19 protein-coding genes are annotated in these 16,970 nt (G+C 72.3%); 9 read left to right on the top strand and 10 right to left on the bottom strand.

The window, feature by feature from the left end:
• On the top strand, positions 1–431 hold a 431-nt coding region (locus PROKR_RS24830), incomplete at its 5' end, for a CobW C-terminal domain-containing protein (protein ID WP_036968966.1).
• Between the two features lie 4 nt (positions 432–435).
• Here PROKR_RS24830 and PROKR_RS24825 read toward each other — a convergent pair.
• The 3 genes from PROKR_RS24825 to PROKR_RS33070 form a co-directional block, all read right to left on the bottom strand.
• Positions 436–951 (bottom strand): GNAT family N-acetyltransferase, encoded by a 516-nt coding sequence (locus PROKR_RS24825; protein ID WP_211240234.1) that lies wholly within the window; start codon positions 949–951, stop codon positions 436–438.
• 63 nt (positions 952–1,014) lie between these two features.
• Positions 1,015–1,470: an NUDIX hydrolase gene (locus PROKR_RS24820; RefSeq protein ID WP_084800668.1), complete on the bottom strand. Its 456-nt coding sequence runs from the start codon at positions 1,468–1,470 to the stop codon at positions 1,015–1,017.
• 197 nt (positions 1,471–1,667) lie between these two features.
• A complete protein-coding gene (locus PROKR_RS33070) occupies positions 1,668–2,255 on the bottom strand; it encodes a hypothetical protein (RefSeq protein ID WP_051433331.1) in 588 nt (195 codons plus the stop codon).
• Positions 2,256–2,637: 382 nt separating this feature from the next.
• On the opposite strand from PROKR_RS33070, the gene PROKR_RS24810 reads away from it, so the two are divergent.
• From PROKR_RS24810 to PROKR_RS37060, 3 genes are read left to right on the top strand one after another with little or no spacing between them, the layout of a single operon-like run.
• Positions 2,638–3,240, top strand: coding sequence for a DUF4291 domain-containing protein (locus PROKR_RS24810; RefSeq protein WP_036968964.1), 603 nt, complete (start codon positions 2,638–2,640; stop codon positions 3,238–3,240).
• A gap of 42 nt (positions 3,241–3,282) precedes the next feature.
• Entirely contained in the window at positions 3,283–3,657 is a 375-nt protein-coding gene (locus PROKR_RS24805) for a hypothetical protein (RefSeq protein WP_051433330.1), read from the top strand.
• Entirely contained in the window at positions 3,651–4,373 is a 723-nt protein-coding gene (locus PROKR_RS37060) for an ASCH domain-containing protein (RefSeq protein WP_211240233.1), read from the top strand. Before PROKR_RS24805 ends, PROKR_RS37060 begins: the two co-directional genes overlap by 7 nt.
• A 24-nt stretch (positions 4,374–4,397) precedes the next feature.
• On the opposite strand, the gene PROKR_RS24795 is transcribed toward PROKR_RS37060, so the two are convergent.
• From PROKR_RS24795 to argS, 3 genes are all read right to left on the bottom strand, one after another.
• Entirely contained in the window at positions 4,398–5,018 is a 621-nt protein-coding gene (locus PROKR_RS24795) for a TetR family transcriptional regulator (RefSeq protein WP_036968962.1), read from the bottom strand.
• Positions 5,019–5,155: 137 nt separating this feature from the next.
• Positions 5,156–5,731: a dihydrofolate reductase family protein gene (locus tag PROKR_RS24790; RefSeq protein ID WP_036968960.1), complete on the bottom strand. Its 576-nt coding sequence runs from the start codon at positions 5,729–5,731 to the stop codon at positions 5,156–5,158.
• Positions 5,732–5,800: 69 nt separating this feature from the next.
• The gene (gene argS, locus PROKR_RS24785) at positions 5,801–7,549 is read right to left on the bottom strand and encodes an arginine--tRNA ligase (protein WP_036968958.1); all 1,749 of its coding nucleotides are present in this window, start codon (positions 7,547–7,549) and stop codon (positions 5,801–5,803) included.
• Between the two features lie 211 nt (positions 7,550–7,760).
• On the opposite strand from argS, the gene PROKR_RS24780 reads away from it, so the two are divergent.
• On the top strand, positions 7,761–8,879 hold the full coding sequence (locus PROKR_RS24780; RefSeq protein WP_036968956.1) for a serine hydrolase domain-containing protein: 1,119 nt from the start codon (positions 7,761–7,763) through the stop codon (positions 8,877–8,879).
• 12 nt (positions 8,880–8,891) lie between these two features.
• Here the strand turns inward: PROKR_RS24780 and PROKR_RS24775 are convergent, their stop codons facing one another.
• The 3 genes from PROKR_RS24775 to PROKR_RS24765 all read right to left on the bottom strand — a co-directional run bounded on the left by PROKR_RS24775 (position 8,892) and on the right by PROKR_RS24765 (position 11,347).
• A complete protein-coding gene (locus tag PROKR_RS24775; protein WP_036968954.1) occupies positions 8,892–9,476 on the bottom strand; it encodes an NAD-dependent epimerase/dehydratase family protein in 585 nt (194 codons plus the stop codon).
• 66 nt (positions 9,477–9,542) lie between these two features.
• Entirely contained in the window at positions 9,543–10,172 is a 630-nt protein-coding gene (locus PROKR_RS24770) for a response regulator (RefSeq protein WP_342665909.1), read from the bottom strand.
• Positions 10,172–11,347, bottom strand: coding sequence for a sensor histidine kinase (locus PROKR_RS24765; protein WP_051433329.1), 1,176 nt, complete (start codon positions 11,345–11,347; stop codon positions 10,172–10,174). Before PROKR_RS24765 ends, PROKR_RS24770 begins: the two co-directional genes overlap by 1 nt.
• 131 nt (positions 11,348–11,478) lie before the next feature.
• Here PROKR_RS24765 and PROKR_RS24760 point away from each other — a divergent pair, with 131 nt between their 5' ends.
• On the top strand, positions 11,479–12,123 hold the full coding sequence (locus tag PROKR_RS24760; RefSeq protein ID WP_036968950.1) for a DedA family protein: 645 nt from the start codon (positions 11,479–11,481) through the stop codon (positions 12,121–12,123).
• A gap of 79 nt (positions 12,124–12,202) precedes the next feature.
• On the top strand, positions 12,203–13,636 hold the full coding sequence (locus PROKR_RS24755) for a serine hydrolase domain-containing protein (RefSeq protein WP_036968949.1): 1,434 nt from the start codon (positions 12,203–12,205) through the stop codon (positions 13,634–13,636).
• 10 nt (positions 13,637–13,646) lie between these two features.
• On the opposite strand, the gene PROKR_RS24750 is transcribed toward PROKR_RS24755, so the two are convergent.
• Positions 13,647–14,636 (bottom strand): MBL fold metallo-hydrolase, encoded by a 990-nt coding sequence (locus PROKR_RS24750; RefSeq protein WP_036968947.1) that lies wholly within the window; start codon positions 14,634–14,636, stop codon positions 13,647–13,649.
• A gap of 107 nt (positions 14,637–14,743) precedes the next feature.
• Between PROKR_RS24750 and ypfJ the strand changes: the two genes are divergently transcribed.
• Positions 14,744–15,631, top strand: coding sequence for a KPN_02809 family neutral zinc metallopeptidase (ypfJ, locus tag PROKR_RS24745; RefSeq protein ID WP_036968945.1), 888 nt, complete (start codon positions 14,744–14,746; stop codon positions 15,629–15,631).
• A 173-nt stretch (positions 15,632–15,804) separates the two neighbouring features.
• Positions 15,805–16,970 (top strand): threonine--tRNA ligase (locus tag PROKR_RS24740; protein WP_051433345.1); only part of this gene is annotated, 1,166 nt, incomplete at its 3' end.

Here is a 16,970-nt window from a genome sequence, read left to right as displayed (position 1 = left end):
CCGAGGACCGGAGCTGGACCCTGGAGCTGCGCTCACCGCTGCCGTTCCACCCGGAGCGGCTGCTTGAGCGCATCGAGTCGCTCGGCGCCGGCGGGCTGCGGGCGCGCGGGGTGTTCCACGTGGCAGACCGGCCGGGGCTCGCGTGCCTGTGGGACGGCGCGGGCGGTCAGCTCGCCGTCGGGGACCTGGGGCCGTGGTCGGAGGTCTGCGCGGGGACGCCGCCGCACACCCGGATCGTGGTGGTCGGTGTCGCCGACGCCGTGGACGCCGACGCCGTCGGTCCTGACGCGGCGAGTCTGCTCGACGAGCGGCAGCGGCTGCGCGAGGCGTTCCACGCGGCACTCTGCACGCCCGAGGAGGCAGCCGCCGGCGTCGAGTGGCTGTGGCGCGAGGACCACCTGGCCCCCTGGCTCGGCGCCCGCACCGTGTAGCAGGTCAGCGCGGGCAGAGGTAGCTCGCCACGGGAGGGTGGGCGCCGTCCGGGCCGGTCCAGTCTGCTGGACCCTCGGCCACGCGCGCCCACCCGAGCCGCTCGTACAGGCGGACGGCGGGGCCGCCGTCGTCCACGACATCGAGCACGAGCCGGCGTCCGCGCCGGACCGGCGAGTCCTCGATGCGCTCCAGCAGCGCGGTGGCTACTCGGGTGCCCCGCGCCTTCGGCGTGACGAACAGGCGGCTCACGCCGGCGAGCCCGGCCACGGACGCACGGGCGGCGGCGGCCAGCTCGTCGACGTGCTCCACACCGTCCGCGGCGACGAGCATGACATGGCCGACGACGACGCCGTCGGCCAGGGCGACCCACGCCCCGATCGTGCCTGCCGGGCAGAGCCAGGCGATCGGGTCGTCGGGCCAGACCATCGGGTAGCGGTCGGCCTCGTGCACCTGGCGCAGGGCCTCGGCGACCCGGTCGAGGTGAGCCGTGTGGCGCTGGGCGATCACGAGGTCGGGCACGGGCTCAAGGTATCCGACGACGGTGTGGATCGGCGTCCGGGCGCGACGGCGTGCATCCCGGGCTCAGGGAAACAGCCCTCGCTCCACGGCCAGCCGGATCGCTGTCCGGTAGCCGTCGGGCAGGTTCAGGGCTTCGGCCTCGTCAGGCGTGACGAGGGCGAGCTCCTTGTGCTCGTGGCTGTGGACGGGTGCGGTGTCGCCGTCGTAGGTCGCGAGAAAGGTCAGTACGAACACGTGGCGGTCCGGGAGGACCCGGTACACCCAGCTGTGCACAGGGTCGCCGACCGCGGCGTCCCAGGCGAGCTCCTCCCGGATCTCGCGGGCGAGGCACGAGGCCGGGTCCTCGCCGAGGTCGAGCTTGCCGCCGGGCAGCTCCCACTCGTCTCGCTCGTTGCGCAGGAGGGGGAGCCGGCCGCGCCAGCCGAGGACCGCCTTGACCGAGACGGGGAGCTGGTACTCGAAGTAGCCGGGATTGCGTTCGACCAGGTAGGGCTCTTCGGGGGAGCGGGTGTTCAGCATGGAACCGTCCTACAGCACGCGCCGGTCACGCACCATATCCACGAGCTCGTGTGGCGCCGCGGACCGAATTCCCGGTCGATTGCTCGCCTTTTCTGGACGATTGTTCAAGAACACGGTGAGGCCCTTTCCCGGAACTCCAGGAAAGGGCCTCACGTGTGTATCAGCTGCTTCTCACGGCGTTCACTCCGACGTCATGTTCACCCGGCGGGCAGGGGCACGGGCAGGGGGACCGGCAGCCCGCCGCCGAGGGCGCCCAGCAGGGTGCTGAGCAGGCCGCCGACCGCGTCCAGCAGCGAGCTCAGAAGGCCGTCGGTCGGCAGCGGGACCGGGAGTTCGGGGACCGGCAGGTCGTCGACCGGAAGGTCCGGCACGGGGAGGTCGTCGACGGGGAGGTCGTCGACCGGAGCGTCGACAGGAAGGCTCGGGACCGGTGCGTCGACCGGGAGGTCGGGTACCGGTGCGTCGACCGGGAGGTCGGGCACGGGGGCGTCGACCGGGAGGTCGGGCACCGGGGCGTCGACGGGCAGGTCAGGAACCGGTGCGTCGACGGGGACGTCGGGTACCGGTGCGTCGACCGGCACGTCCGGAACGGGGGCGTCCACCGGCACGTCCGGAACCGGTGCGTCGACCGGGGCATCCGGGGCGGGCGCGTCGGCGGGAGCGTCGGGCGCGTCCACCGGTGCGTCCGCTGCTGGGGCATCGACGGGAGCGTCGGCTGCTGGGGCGTCGACCGGGTCGGTCGCGCCGATCAGGTGCGCCGCGGGCAGGGCCCCTGGCATCACCATCGCGCTCGCACCTGTTGCTGCCGTGCAGACCAGGCCGGCCGAGATGGCCAGGACTGTCCCTGCGCGACTTACGACACGGAATCCTCGGATCATTGTGTTTCCCCTCGAATCGCTCCGCCGAAAAGATGGTGATCCACGCACGCGTAGTTCACCGCGAAGAGCGTCCGGCCAAGATTTCACCCTGTCAATCGGAAAGCGATCCGAGGTGCGTCGATTGAAACAAGACATTCCAGGACCGAACCATCCGGCAGGCCGCCATTAATAACCGTAACTCCGACATCACAACCGTGATATCCGGTTGTTGCCTGGACGCTCTCTGGGTGGATCCGGAACGGAAAGATGCCGTGGTCCGCGGCCGGCCGGATGCGTACCGTCGTCGCTGATGAGCACTCCGCAGCGCCAGGTGCGCGCCGTCCACGACGCCGACACCATCACCGTCTACCAGGCCTACCCGCCCGCGATCGCCGACGCCGCCGTCGGGGCCGGCCGATTCGTGCCCCCGTTCAAGCGCGAGCGCATGACCTGGGTCAAGCCGTCGTTCTGCTGGATGATGTACCGCTGCGGCTGGGCCACCAAGCGGGACCAGGAGCGTGTCCTCGCGGTGCGCATGTCGCGCACCGGCTTCGAGCGGGCGCTCGGCATGGCCGCCCTGAGCCACTTCGACCGTTCGCTGTACGACGACGCCGCGGCGTGGAGCGTGCAGGCGTCGCGGAGCCCGGTGCGGGTGCAGTGGGATCCCGAGCGGTCCCCGACCGGGGTCGCGCTGGGACACCGGTCGCTGCAGGTCGGCATCGGCGGCGCGGCCGTCGACGCCTACGTGGACGAGTGGGTGGTCGGCTTCGAGGACATCACCGACCAGATCCGGGTCTGGCGCGCCGAGCTCGACGCCGGTGGTGCCCCGGTGCTGCCCGCCGAGAAGCCGTACCCGCTGCCGCCCGAGGTGGCGGCGCGGATCGGTGCCGAGCGGATCGCCGCGGACGGGTAAAGCACTCGATCCGCGGGCGTCGGCCGTGTCAGGATCCGGCCTATGACGACCGTGACCCTGTGGCGCCCGACCGGGCCCAAGGAGCTGGCCCTGGTCGAGGAGTCGGGCTGGCGCGCCTGGCCGCCGCGGCTTCCTGACCAGCCGATCTTCTACCCGGTGCTGAACGAGGACTACGCCACGCGGATCGCGCGCGACTGGAACGTCAAGGCCAGCGGGGCGGGGTACGTGACGCGGTTCGACGTCGACCAGGACTTCCTGGACCGCTACGAGGTCCAGCAGGTCGGCGGGCGAACGATCCTCGAGTACTGGATCCCAGCCGAGGATCTGGGCGAGCTGAACGCGCACATCGTGGGCCGGATCGAGGTCGTGGCGGAGTTCCGCGCCCAGGACCTGGAGCGGGAGGAAGCGCCGTGCTGACCGGGACCGAGCAGCGCCTGATCGACGCCGCCCTGGCGGTGGTCGCCCGCCTCCCGGAGGACGGGTCCTACCTGAACACCGTGGCATCGGCGGTGATGGACGTTCACGGAGACATCTACACCGGCGCCAACGTCGGCCATTTCACGGGCGGGCCGTGCGCCGAGCTCGTGGCGCTCGGCACGGCGGCCGCCGGCGGGGCCGGGCCCATCGCGCTGATCGTAGCGGTCGGCGACGAGGGCCGCGGCGTCATCGGTCCGTGCGGGCGCTGTCGCCAGGTGCTGCTCGACCAGCAGCCCGACTGTCGCGTGATCGTGTCCGACGGCGACGAGCCCTTCTCGGTCGCTGCCCGCGACCTGCTCCCGCACGCATACCAGCACCCGGACGCCGACCCGCCGCGCCTGCTGTGGTTCAGCCCGCAGCACTGGACGAGCGTGGTCGACGGCGGCAAGACCGCGACCACCCGGTTCGACGATCCCGTCGCAGCGGGGCCGACGACGCTGCTGTTCGAGTTCGAGGACCGGTTCGAGTCGCTGCCCGGCGTGGTCGACTCGGTCGAGCGGGTCCGGTTCGCCGGCATCACGGACGCCCAGGCGGCGCTCGAGGGCTGCACGGCCGACGAGCTGCGCACGGCGCTCCGGACGTACTACTACCCCGACGTCACGGACGACGACCTGGTCGACTTCGTGCGCTTCCGGGCGGTCGGCCCGCAGGCCTAGGCACGACAGCCTGAGCCAGACGACCTAGACCTGCGGCCGCATGGTCGCGAAGCTGCGTTCGAGCAGCTCGCTCGCGGTCGTCCCGTCGTCGGCGTTCGCCCAGGTGGTGAGCGCGACGTCCAAGCAGGCGAGGGCTGACTGGACGATGATCTCGGCGCGCAGGGCGGCGTCGTCGGCGGGGAGGCGCTCCGCGACGAGCGGCGTGAGCATGCGTGCCCACAGGAGGTGCTTCTCCAGGCTGCGGGCACGCAGCGAGGCGGCGCTGAGGAGCACGCGCATCGAGAGCTTGCCGCGGTCGTCGTCCCCGCCCTTCTGGGGTGACCGGGTGACGAGTGCCTCGAAGGACAGGTGCAGTGAGTCCCAGACGGGCTCGTCGGCGGGCCGGCCGGCGAAGACGGCGCGCACGAACTCGCCGCCGTGTGCCGGGTCGCCGATGACGACGTCCTCCTTGGCGGGGAAGTAGCGGTGGAAGGTGCGGGCGGACATGCCCGCCGCCGCCGCGATCTGCTCGACGGTCACCTGGTCGAACCCGCGCTCCGCGAACAGGTCGAGCGCGATCTCGTTGATGCGCGCGCGCACGGCGTCGCGGCTGATCTCGCGCAGGCTCTGGCCGCTGCTCGGTCCGCTGCTCGTCGTGCTCGACATGCCCTCAGGGTAGCGCTGGTGCCACTTGTGTCAGACTCTGACAAGTGCGCCGTTTGCTGACACGCGGGTTCGGGTCGAGTGGCGGGATCGCGCCCGACGGCGGGGTGGGTAGCCGAGGCCGGTGACCCGGGCGATCGTCAGTGCAGGGTCGGCACGTAGACCAGTTCCTGGATGCTGCCGTCGAGGGTCCGGTGCTCGACGAGCTCCAGGTCGAGGTCCGCGGCGCCCCGGAAGATCGGATCCAGTCCGGTCTGCCCGGTCACGACGGGGAAGAGCGTCACCTGGACGAGGTCGACGAGGCCCGCGGCGAGCAGCGCCCGGTTCATCGAGAGGCTGCCGTGGGACCGGAGCGGCACCGCGGACTCCTGCTTGAGCCGGGCGACGACGTCGACGGCGTCGCCGCTCTCGACCGTCGCGTCCGGCCAGTCGAGGGGGCCCTCCAGCGTGGAGGACACCACCGTCGTCGGCAGGTTCCTCATCTGCGTGACCCACGGGTCGCGCACCTCGGAGTCCTCGGTGCTCGCGGCCAGCATCTCCGCGAACGCGCGGTAGGTGTTGGCCCCGAGCACCAGACGCTGGTCCTCCCTGTACTCGGCGAGTCGCCGGCCGAGCAGCTCAGGGCCCTGCTTGCCCCAGTAGCCCGTCCAGTCGCCACCCGCGGCCCCGAATCCGTCGAGGCTGGAAAAGACGTCGAACGTGTACGTGGCGGACATGTTGTTCTCCTCGGGTCGCGGGCAGCGTACGAGGGGGCAGACCCGTCCGCGCCCGAGGACTCATCGGTGTCACATGCGGTCGGGCGCCGCGATGCCCAGCAGGTCGAGCCCGGTCGCCAGCGTGCGGCCCGTGAGGTCGCACAGCGCCAGGCGGTTGGCGCGGACGCCGTCGTCGTCGGCCCGCAGGACGGGGCACTGCTCGTAGAACTCGGTGTACGCGCGGGCCAGGCCGAACAGGTAGCCGCACAGGCGGTGCGGTTCGAGCGTGCCGGCGACGTCGTCGAGCGTCGCCGCCAGCTCGTCCAGGGTCAGGGCCAGCGCTCGTTCCGCGGGGTGCAGCGGCAGGGCCGGGTCGACGGGGCGGTCCGCCGGGATGCCGACGTCCGCCGCCTTGCGCAGGATCGAGCGCACGCGGGCGTGCGCGTACTGGAGGTAGACGCCGGTGTTGCCGTTCGGGGCGACCATGCGGTCGACGTCGAACACGTAGTCCTTGGTGCGGGTGTTCGACAGGTCGGCGTACTTGACCGCGCCGATGCCCGCGGCCTGCGCGATGTGCTCGAACTCCTCGGGTGACAGGTCGTGGTCCTTCTTGGCCAGCTCGGCCCGGGCGCGGGCCACGGCCTGGTCCAGGAGGTCGGTCAGGCGCACCGTGCCGCCGTCGCGTGTCTTGAACGGCTTGCCGTCCGCGCCCAGCACGGTGCCGAACGGCACGTGGGTCGCGTCGACGTCGTCGGGCAGCCAGCCGGCGCGGCGGGCGACGTCGAACACCATCCGGAAGTGCAGCGCCTGGCGGGCGTCGACGACGTAGAGGATGCGCGTGGCGTGGTACTCGTCGACGCGCAGGCGCAGCGTGGCGAGGTCGGTGGCGGCGTAGCCGAAACCGCCGTCCTTCTTGCGGACGATGAGCGGCACCGGGTCGCCGTCGGGCCCGACGACGCCGTCCGTGAAGGCGCACAGCGCCCCGCCGGAGTCGACGGCGATGCCGCGTGCGACGAGCTCGTCGACGACGCCCGGCAGGTCTGCGTTGTAGCGGGACTCGCCGTCGGCGTCGTCGGACGTGAGCAGGATGCCGAGTCGGTCGTAGACGGCCTGGAAGGCCGCCTCGGACTCGGCGACGAGCTCGCGCCAGGTGGCCAGGGTGGCGGCGTCGCCCGACTGGAGCGCGACCACGCGGGCGCGGGAGCGGTCGGCGAATTCCGGGTCCTTGTCGAACCCGGCCCGCGCCGCCCGGTAGAGGGCGTCCAGGGCGGACATCGAGGCCTCGCCCTGCCAGGTCTGCTCGGGGTGCTCGTCGATGAACTGGATGAGCATGCCGAACTGGGTGCCCCAGTCGCCGACGTGGTTCTGCCGGACGACGGTCGCGCCGAGATGCGTCAGGACGCGGACGAGCGTGTCGCCGATGATCGTCGAGCGCAGGTGGCCGACGTGCATCTCCTTGGCCACGTTCGGTGCGGAGTAGTCGATGACGGTGCGCTCGCCGTGGCGGGTCGGGGTGATGCCGAGGTCTTCCGCGGCCAGGCGGGTGGCGACCTGGCGCCAGACCGTGGGGGCCGGGACGGTGAGGTTGAGGAAGCCGGGGCCGGAGACCTCGGTTTCGACGTCGCTCGCGGCGAGGTGCTCGGCGGTGGCCGTGGCGAGGTCCCGCGGGGCGCGGCCGGCCCGCTTGGCGACGGACAGCGGCCCGTTCGACTGGTAGTCGGCGCGGTCGGATCGTCGGACCACCGGGTCGGTGCCGGCCAGCTCGGCCGGGAGCACCTGGGACAGGGCGGCCTGGACGGCCGCCTCCACCTGGTCCTGGATCGCGACTACATGGGACACGCGGGGCCTCTCGGGTCGGGTCGTGGCGCTGTTGAGGGCGCGGAATCGGGTCAGTCTAGAAGCGGGTGGCGGGGGAGGGCGGGGCTTTTTCCGCGGACACCGGCGCGCAGGCCGCAGACCATTCGCCCGACTGGGACGCGACGGGTGTCCGCACGGCCTCATGTGGCTTTCCGCAGTCTTCTTCTGCCCCTGGCTCTCTAGGTTGAACGGCATGTCCACGACACCCAGGCATCGCCGCGGCCGACGCGGGATCGCGGTCCTTCTGATCGTTGCTACCACCACGACCGTTGCGGCAACCCTCGCCCTGACTCTCTCGCGCGGGCAGGTGCTCGCCGCAGTGACGGCGAGCACAGCGGCGTCCGCTTCGGCGTCCCTCCTCGCCGTCACCGGACCCGGGCCGGCGGGGACATGGACCGCCGGCTCCCCAGAGCAGCCGGGCGGCATCGCGGAGCCGTCGGGCCACGAACACTTCCGGATCGGGAGCATCACCAAGACCTTCGTCGCCACGGTGATCCTCCAGCTCGTCGACGAGGACAGGATCGACCTCGATGCCCCCGTCGACACCTACCTACCGGCCACCGTGCCCGACGGTGCCACCATCACCGTCCGTCAGATCCTCAACCACACCAGCGGCCTGTACGACTACATGAAGGGTGACGGCTGGTCCACCAACCGCTGGCGCGGCGACGAACGCTTCACCGCCCACTCGCCCGACCAGCTGCTGGCCGAGGCGTTCCGACACGAGCCGTACTTCGCGCCGGGCACGGACTTCCGCTACTCGAACACCAACTACATCGTGGCGGGCAAGGTTGTCGAGGCCGTCACGGGCCGGCCGTACGGCGTCGTGATCGAGCACCGGATCCTGCGTCCGCTGAACCTGACCGGGACATCCTTCCCCGGCTCGGATCCAGAGCTCCCGGAACCCGCCGTCCACGCCGTCGCAACCCTCGACAACGGCTCGGTCGTCGACGTCACCGAGCAGAACGTCTCCCTCGACTGGGCCGCCGGCGAGATGATCTCCACGACCCGCGACCTCGAGGCGTTCTTCGACGCCCTGCTCGGCGGCAGGCTCATCAGCGACGACGCTCTGGCCCAGATGCGCACCACCGTCCCGATGGGTATGGGCTTCCACTACGGCCTCGGCCTGGAGCGCTTCGACCTGCCCTGCGGCGGCCAGCTCTGGGGACACGGCGGGCAGCTCCTCGGCTACGTCACCTACGCCTACCGCCGCGACGACGGCAGGAGCCTCACCATGCTGCTCGCGTCCGGCAGGAGCGACGGCTTCGTCTCCTTCGCGGCCGCCACCGGCGCGACATACTGCCTGGCGTGACTCGTAACGGGGTCAGTCCTCCGGATCGGTCAGGACGACAACCCCCGGAGCCGCCTCCACCAACGGAACCGTCCGCCGAGCGGCGTCGCTCACCTGGATCCGCGGGTGCGCAGGCGGCTCCGCCTCGTAATACGTCCCCGGACCGTAGAGCTGTCCGTAGCGAACCACGACCCCGCCCGCATCCAGCACGGCGGCCTCGTGCCACGCGACGGCGTCGCCCCGCCCGGGCGGTGTCCAGGCGATCGACTGCGCCAGCACACGTGCCCCGCCCGCGACCCGGGCCGCCGCAAGCAGGTTGGCCGTGCCCTCGGTCCGCATCCGAGAGTTCCCCGCAGCCCGCGCGGGAATGTCCGCCACGTCGTCGGGCAGATCCGTGAGCTGGTGCATCACCAGATCAGGCCGCGATCCGACGACAGCGGCGGTGAGGGCCTCGGCGTCGTACACGTCCACGACGACCGGGCTGCCGCCGGCCTCCTCGATCATGCCCGCGCGTTCGGCCGAGCGGGTCGTCCCGGTGACGTCATGGCCCGCTGCGACCAGCAGCGGCAGCAGGCGGGACCCGATCACGCCGGTCGCCCCGGCGAGGAAGATGCGCACTGGGCAACCCTAGAAGCGCCCGGACCCGGGAGCAAAGCCAGAACCCGGCAGGTCACCTACGAGCGCTCACGACTCCAGGTACCGCACGATCGCCTGCACCCGCCGGTTGTACCCGACCTCGGCCAGCAGCCCCAGCTTGTCGAAGATCGCGTTCGCGTGCTTCTCCACCGCCGAGACGGACACGAACAACGCGGAAGCGATCCCCGCGTTGGTCCGCCCCTCGGCCATCAGCCCCAGCACCTCCCGCTCTCGCTCGGTCAGCATCCGGAGCGGGTGCGAGGTGTCCCGGAACAGCTGCCGCACCACGTCCGGGTCCAGCACCAGCCCGCCCGTGTGGACCCGGTCCAGCGCGTCGAGAAAGTCGTCCACGCCCATCACCCGGTCCTTGAGCAGGTAGCCGACGGCGCGCGCGTCGTCGCCCAGCAGCGCCTGCGTGAACTCGCGCTCCACGTACTGCGACAGCACGAGGATCCCCACCTGGGGCCAGCGCGCCCGGATCTCCACGGCGGCCCGGACCCCCTCGTCGGTGTGGGTGGGCGGCATCCGCACGTCCAGTACGACGACGTCGGGGCGCTCGGTCGCCAGCCGGGCCAGCAGGGGATCGGCCCAGCCGTAGGCGGCGACGACGTCGTGCCCCTCGTCTGTCAGGAGGCTGCGGATGCCCTCGCGGAGCAGGGCGGAGTCCTCGGCCAGCATCACTCGCACGGGAGCGTCACCTCGACCCTGGTCGGGCCGCCCGAGGGGCTGTCGACGGTGAGGGTGCCGCCGGCGGCAGCCACCCGGCCGGTCAGCCCGGCGAGACCGTGGCCGGGGCGAGGGAGGGCGCCGCCCCGGCCGTCGTCGGTGATCTCCACGCGGATCTCGGGCCCGGCCCCGGAGTCCCGGCGAGCGCGACCGGCGCGGACGCGCACCTCCGCCTGCGCCGCCCCCGCGTGCTTGGCCACGTTGGTCAGGGACTCCGCCACCACGTAGTACAGCGTCGTCTCGACCGCGGGCGGCAGCCGAACCGGGTCCGGCCAGTCCAGCGCCGTCGGCGGCGTCGTGCGCGACACCAGCTCCGCGAGCACGGGCGCCAGCCCGTGCGTGTCCAGGGCCGTCGGCCGCACCCGCCACGCGACGTCCCGGAGGTCCGTCACCAGCAGCTCCGCCTCCCGCGCGGCCTGCTCCAACAGCAGTACCGCAGAGGAGGAGGCACCGACAGCCCGACGTGCCCGGTTCACCAGCAGCCCGACGGCCACGGCCCGCTGCTGCACGCCGTCGTGCAGGTCGCGCTCGATCCGGCCGCGCTCCGCGTCCAGGGCGGAGAGCAGCTCCGTCCGGCTCACGGTCAGCGACTCGACCTGGGCCGCCAGTCGCTCGCTGCGGCTCGGCGCGAGCCAGCGTGCGGCGGCCGACCGGTCCAGCAGCGCCACCCCGACCAGCCCCATCAGGTCCAGGTACAGCAGGATCGCGCCGATCGGGATCATCGCGAGCAGGCCAGACGTCGTCAGCCCGTCGCCTTGAAAGGCCTCGTCGACGGTGAGCCGCACGTCGAACAGCCACGATGCCAGGCCCGCGACCACCGCGAACAGCCCGTACGCCAGCAACCCGAGCACCAGCGTGCCCACCACACCCACAGCGGCCCGCGCCGCGAGGTACCGGGCGGCGCGTGCGGGGGTGAGCGCGGCGCCGCCGTCGGACCAGCCGAGAAGACGCACGGTACGACGGCGGTGCCAGGCGACCAACGAACCCACCGGCCCGAACGGCGTCCGGCGCCGCACCAGCGAGACCACGGCGAAGACCAGGTCGAGCGGCCAGGTCACCGCCCCGAGGGCCGCGCCCCACAGCATGCGGGCAGGGGTGCTGCGCCAGACGGCGGGGGCGGGGTCCACCTCGCCAGGATAGGGAACGACGCGGGCCGTGCGGACTGCGGTAAACCACACCCCGTCCTGCGGCCCGCCCGTGTGACCAGCGGGAGGACCGCAGTCCGCCGGCCCTCTCGCCGTCAAATAGCGTAGGGGCCATGACGACACAAAGCTTCGCCACGACCGTCGCCGACTGGGCCGTCGGGCTCATGGAGACCCTCGGCGCACCGGGCGCAGGCGTAGCGATCGCCCTCGAGAACCTGTTCCCGCCGCTTCCGAGCGAGGTGATCCTGCCGCTGGCAGGCTTCACAGCGGCGCAGGGCACCCTCGTGCTGTGGCACGTGCTGATCTGGACGACCGCCGGCTCCGTGGTCGGCGCCGTCCTCCTCTACGGACTTGGCGCCTGGCTGGGCCGCGACCGCCTGCGCGCCATCGTGGACCGCATGCCGCTGGTCAAGCTGGAGGACGTGGACAAGGCCGAGGACTGGTTCAACCGGCACGGAGACTGGGCCGTGCTCATCGGTCGCGTCATCCCGATCGTGCGCAGCCTCATCTCCATCCCGGCCGGGGTGGAGCGCATGCCCCTGACACGGTTCCTGTTGTTCACGACGCTCGGATCCGGTGTCTGGAACACGCTCCTGGTCGGCGCCGGCTACCTGCTGGGCGACCAGTGGCACATCGTCGAGGAGAGCGTCGGCGTGTTCCAGAAGATCGTCATCGTCGTGGTCGTCCTGCTCATCGTGTGGTGGCTGGTCAAGACCCTGCGCAACCCCGACCGGCCCCGCCACGCCCGCCAGCGGTGACCGCGCCGGAATTGCCGTTCTGCCCGAGATACCCATCAGGCATGATGCCCCCGAGACCACCACGCCGAGAGGACCCCTGTTGACCGAGGACCGCACCGCCAAGACCCTCCGCTCGATCGCCCCGTACCTCGCCGACTGGGCCTCGTTCCAGGCCGCGTACCACGGCATCCCCGGCCTGCAGCTCGCCGTCGGCCGGCGCGGCGAGGTGTTCGTCGACCTGGCCTGGGGCAAGGCCGACGTCGAGACGGGGGAGGACCTCACCAGCGACCACCTGTTCCGCGTCGCGTCGCACTCCAAGACGTTCACCGGCGTGATGGTGATGCAGCTCGTCGAGCGCGGCGAGCTGCGGCTGGACGACCGCGCGGGCGACCTCGTGCCGGAGCTCGACGGCTCGCGCGCCGCCGGCGTCACCGTCCGGGAGCTGCTGGGCCACCAGGCCGGGATCATCCGCGACTCCTCCGACGGCGACTTCTGGCAGCACCACCGGCCCTTCCTCGACCGCGCCGAGGTGCTGGAGTGCGTGCGCGCCGAGGGCGTCGTGTTCGAGCCGAACGAGCGCTTCAAGTACACCAACATCGGCTACAGCCTGCTCGGCATCATCATCGAGCAGGTCACCGGCAAGACGTACGACGAGGTGGCCCGCGTCGCCGTCGTCGAGCCCCTCGGGCTGACCCGCACCGGGACCGAGCTGGACCCCGCCCGCGCCGCCGAGTACGCGGCCGGCCACACCGGCCGGATCGCCCACGGCGACGCGCGCCAGGTCATCCCGCACGTCGACACCCGGGCCATGGCGGCCGCCACCGGCTGGTACTCGACCGCCCTGGAGATGGTCCGCTACGGCGCCGCCCACACGTTCGGCGACACCACCCTGATCAGCGACGCCAGCAAGCGCCTCATGCAGCGCGACGAGTCGCGCGTGGCGGTGCGCGGCAAGGAGCTCGGCCGGTACGGCGTCGGCATCGAGGTCGGCAAGGTCGGGGACCGGGAGGTCGTCGGGCACTCCGGCGGCTACCCCGGCCACATCACCCGGACCTGGATCGACCCCGTGGAGGGGATCGTCGTCTCCGCCCTCACCAACGCCGTCGACGGCGTCGCCGGGCAGATCGCCAACGGCGTCATCCAGCTGATCAACCTCGCGCTCGCGGCCGCCGACGAGGTCGCCGCGTCCGCCGTCACCGGCAAGGGCGGCGACGGCAAGAGCGACGATCCGGTTCCGAGCGTCCCGGCGGACGCACCGATCGGCCGCTTCGCCAACCTGTGGGGTGTGGCCGACGTCGTGGACCTGGGCGGGATCCTGCACGCGATCAACGTGCGGGCCGCGGAACCGGCGGAGGTCGCGCAGCGGCTGGTCGTCTCCGACGGCCGGCTCGTGCAGGAGCCCGTGGCCGGTTTCGGCACCGTGGGGGAGCCGGTCCAGACGGAGCGGGACGCGGACGGCGCGATCGTCTCGGTCCGGATCGGAGCGATGACGTCGTGGCCGGTGGAGGAGTACCGGAGCCGCACGGCTCGGTAAGCACCCCGGCCTACCCGTCGAGCTTGTCCCGCACCAGCAGCTCAAGTACCCGCATGAAGCGCTGCGCGCGGGCCCGCCCCAGGACGAACGGGTTCTGGCCACCGGCGGTCCCGTCGCGCAGCGCCCGCATGCGGTCGAGGCCGCCGTCGGACTGGCCGTGGTTGTTCAGCTCGACGTCCACGCCCGAACGCCGCATCAGGGCCGCGTAGTCGATCACCGACCGCAGGTAGTCCCGCTTGCCCGACGTCGGCTTCGGGAGGCCGGTGCCGCCCCACAGCATCGCCGTGTGCCGACGGCCGTTCCACCACACGGGGAAGATCGGCGACACCGTGCCGGGGGTGTGACCCGGCGTGTACGGCAGCCGCATGGTCGTGCCGCCCAGGGACAGGCGCTGCCCGTCGGAGATCTCCAGGTCGCGCTCGGGAACGTCGGGCGAGGAGTCCTTGGCCGCGACGTCCCAGTCGGTGGGGCTCATCAGCACGCGGGCGCCGTACCGGTCCGCCAGGTACTGGGCACCGCCGAAGTGGTCGGCGTGCCCGTGCGCCACCACCACGTACTTGATCCGCGCGGGGTCGACGCCCAGGGAGCGCAGCTCGGGGACCAGGATGTCGGCGGCCTGCTCCCGGGACTCGAGCGCGTCGACCAGGATCACGCCGTCCGAGGTCTCGACCGCCGTGGCCGACACGAAGTCGGTGCCGACCACCGTGACGTTGTCGAAGATCCGGGTCGGCTCCGGGTCGGGGGCCTCCGGCGGCAGCCAGCCCGGCGTGAAGGCCGCGACCAGCGCGAGCAGCACAGGGTCGTCGCCCGCGAGCTCGGCTGCCCGCTCGCCGTAGTCCGTCGCCCCCGTCGCCTCCGGGCTGTCGGACGGCGACGTCTCGTCGTCCGGCGCGCCGCCCGTCGGCGGCGAAGGTTCCCGCGCACACCCCACGAGCGGGACGAACGCCGCCGCGGCGAGCACGGCACGACGGGACAGCTCGGCATGTCGCAGCAGGTCCATGCGCCGATCGTACGGACGGCCCCGCCGTCTCGCCGGGCCTTCGTACGGCACCCTCCGGCCCCGCCGCCCTCCGGGTACCGACCCCCGGCTCGCGGTAGCGTTGTCAGGTGACATTCAGCGAGGGCGGGCAGTTCGAGGGCGGCCGGGTCCGCAAGGGTGGCGGACGCCGGGGCGCCGTCGGCGCGGGCGTCGGCGGCGGTGCGGCGCTCGTCATCGCGCTGCTGTACATGGTGCTGACCGGCAACAGCCCGGCCGACATCCTCGGGACCACCACCGACTCCGGCGGCGGTGGCGAGCAGGGCTACATCGGCAGCTGCACCGCGGAGCAGGCCAACAACGACCCCGAGTGCCGCCTCAGCGCCGCCGTCGACTCGCTCGACGTGTACTGGGCCGAGACCCTTCCGCAGCAGGGCGGCGTGGAATACGTGATGCCCGAGGTCGTCAGCTTCACTGACGCGGTCGACACCGGCTGCGGTTCGGCGACGTCGGCCACGGGGCCGTTCTACTGCCCGGCCGACACCACGGTGTACGAGGACCTCTCGTTCTACGACCAGCTCTCCAGCCAGTTCGGTGCCGAGGGCGGGCCGCTGGCGGAGATGTACGTGACGGCGCACGAGTTCGGGCACCACATCGAGAACCAGCTCGGGCTGTTCGAGCGGGCCGACCGGTCGGGCACCGGCCCGGAGTCCGACTCGGTGCGCATCGAGCTCATGGCCGACTGCCTCGCCGGGATGTGGGCCGGCAACGCGGCGACCACCGAGGACCCGGACACCGGCGTGCCGTTCCTCGAACCCATCTCGCGGGCCCAGCTCGAGCAGGCGCTGTCCGCCGCCGCGGCCGTCGGCGACGACAACATCCAGCGCCGCTCCGGCGGCGACGTGAACCCCGAGGCGTTCTCGCACGGCTCCAGCGAGCAGCGCGTGCGGTGGTTCTCGATCGGCTACCAGGGCGGCACCATCCAGGACTGCAACGCCCTGGACGCCCGCACCCTCTGACGTTACGGTTGACGGCATGCACCTCAGCGCACGCACGACGACGCCGGATCCCTCCGGCGCGCGCTGACGCTGCACCCAGCAACCAGGCCCCGGAGCTCGCTCCGGGGCCTTTGTCGTACGCGACGGCGGCACCGGGACAGCTCCTCCATCGAACCCGTCGAAGGAGCACCACCATGAACGTCCCCGCAGGCAACGACGCACCCGCGGCGCCCGCCGTCGTCGACCATCGCGAGCTCGGCCGCGACATGCGGATCTTCGACACCAGCCCGCTGGTCGGTCCCGGCCTGCCCCTGTGGCTGCCGGCCGGCGCCGCCATCCGGTACGAGCTGGAGCAGTACGCGCGCGAGGTCGCGCTGCGCACCGGCTGCGAGCCCGTCTACTCGCCGGTGCTCGGCAAGCGCTCGCTGTACGAGCGCTCGGGCCACTGGGCCAAGTTCGCCGACGACATGTTCCCGCCCATGTACCTCGGTGGCCCCCAGAGCGGTTCGGACGGCGCCCCGGACGGCACCTCCGCGTCCGACGGCGACACCGACCCCCTCGTGCTGCGTCCCGCCAACTGCCCGCACCACGCGCAGATCTACGCGTCCGAGCCCCGTTCCTACCGCGACCTGCCCGTGCGGTACGCGGAGCTCGCCTCGATGTTCCGCGCGGAGCGGTCCGGTGTGCTCTCCGGGCTGAGCCGCGTGCGGCAGATCAATCTCGACGACGCGCACGTGTTCTGCCGTCCCGACCAGGTCGGGGCGGAGGTGCGCACCGCCGTCGTCGCCGTGCTGGAGATGCTCGAGACCCTGGGCATCGAGGTGTCCTACCTGCGCCTGTCCGGCCGGGACGACTCCGGCCGCTGGCTCGGCGAGCCCGCGCAGTGGGCCGAGGCGGAGGAGGCGCTGCGCGCGGTGCTCGACGACGTCGCGGCGCCGGCCGGGCTGCCCTGGCACGCGGAGGCGGGCGAGGCCGCGTTCTACGGACCCAAGATCGACGTGCAGGTGCTCGACGCCCGGGGCCACGAGGAGACCCTCGCGACCGTGCAGCTCGACTTCAACCAGCCCGAACGCTTCGACCTGACCTATGTCGCCGCCTCGGGGGAGCGGGAGCGGATCGTGATGATCCACCGCGGCACCCTCGGGGCCATGGAGCGGATGGTCGCGTTCCTCCTGGAGCGGCACGGCGGGCGGCTCCCGTTCTGGCTCGCACCCGTTCAGGTCTGCCTGCTGCCCGTGGGCGACACCGCCGTCGACGAGCTCGCCGCCGACCTGCGGTTCCGCGGTCTGCGCGTGCGCGTCGAGCGCGACGGGTCGCTCGGCAACCGGGTCCGGCTGGCGCGGCAGCGGCGCGACGCGCT

The organism is Promicromonospora kroppenstedtii DSM 19349, assembly GCF_000515355.1.
GTDB lineage: Bacteria > Actinomycetota > Actinomycetes > Actinomycetales > Cellulomonadaceae > Promicromonospora > Promicromonospora kroppenstedtii.
This window is presented reverse-complemented; position numbering and strand designations above follow the sequence as displayed.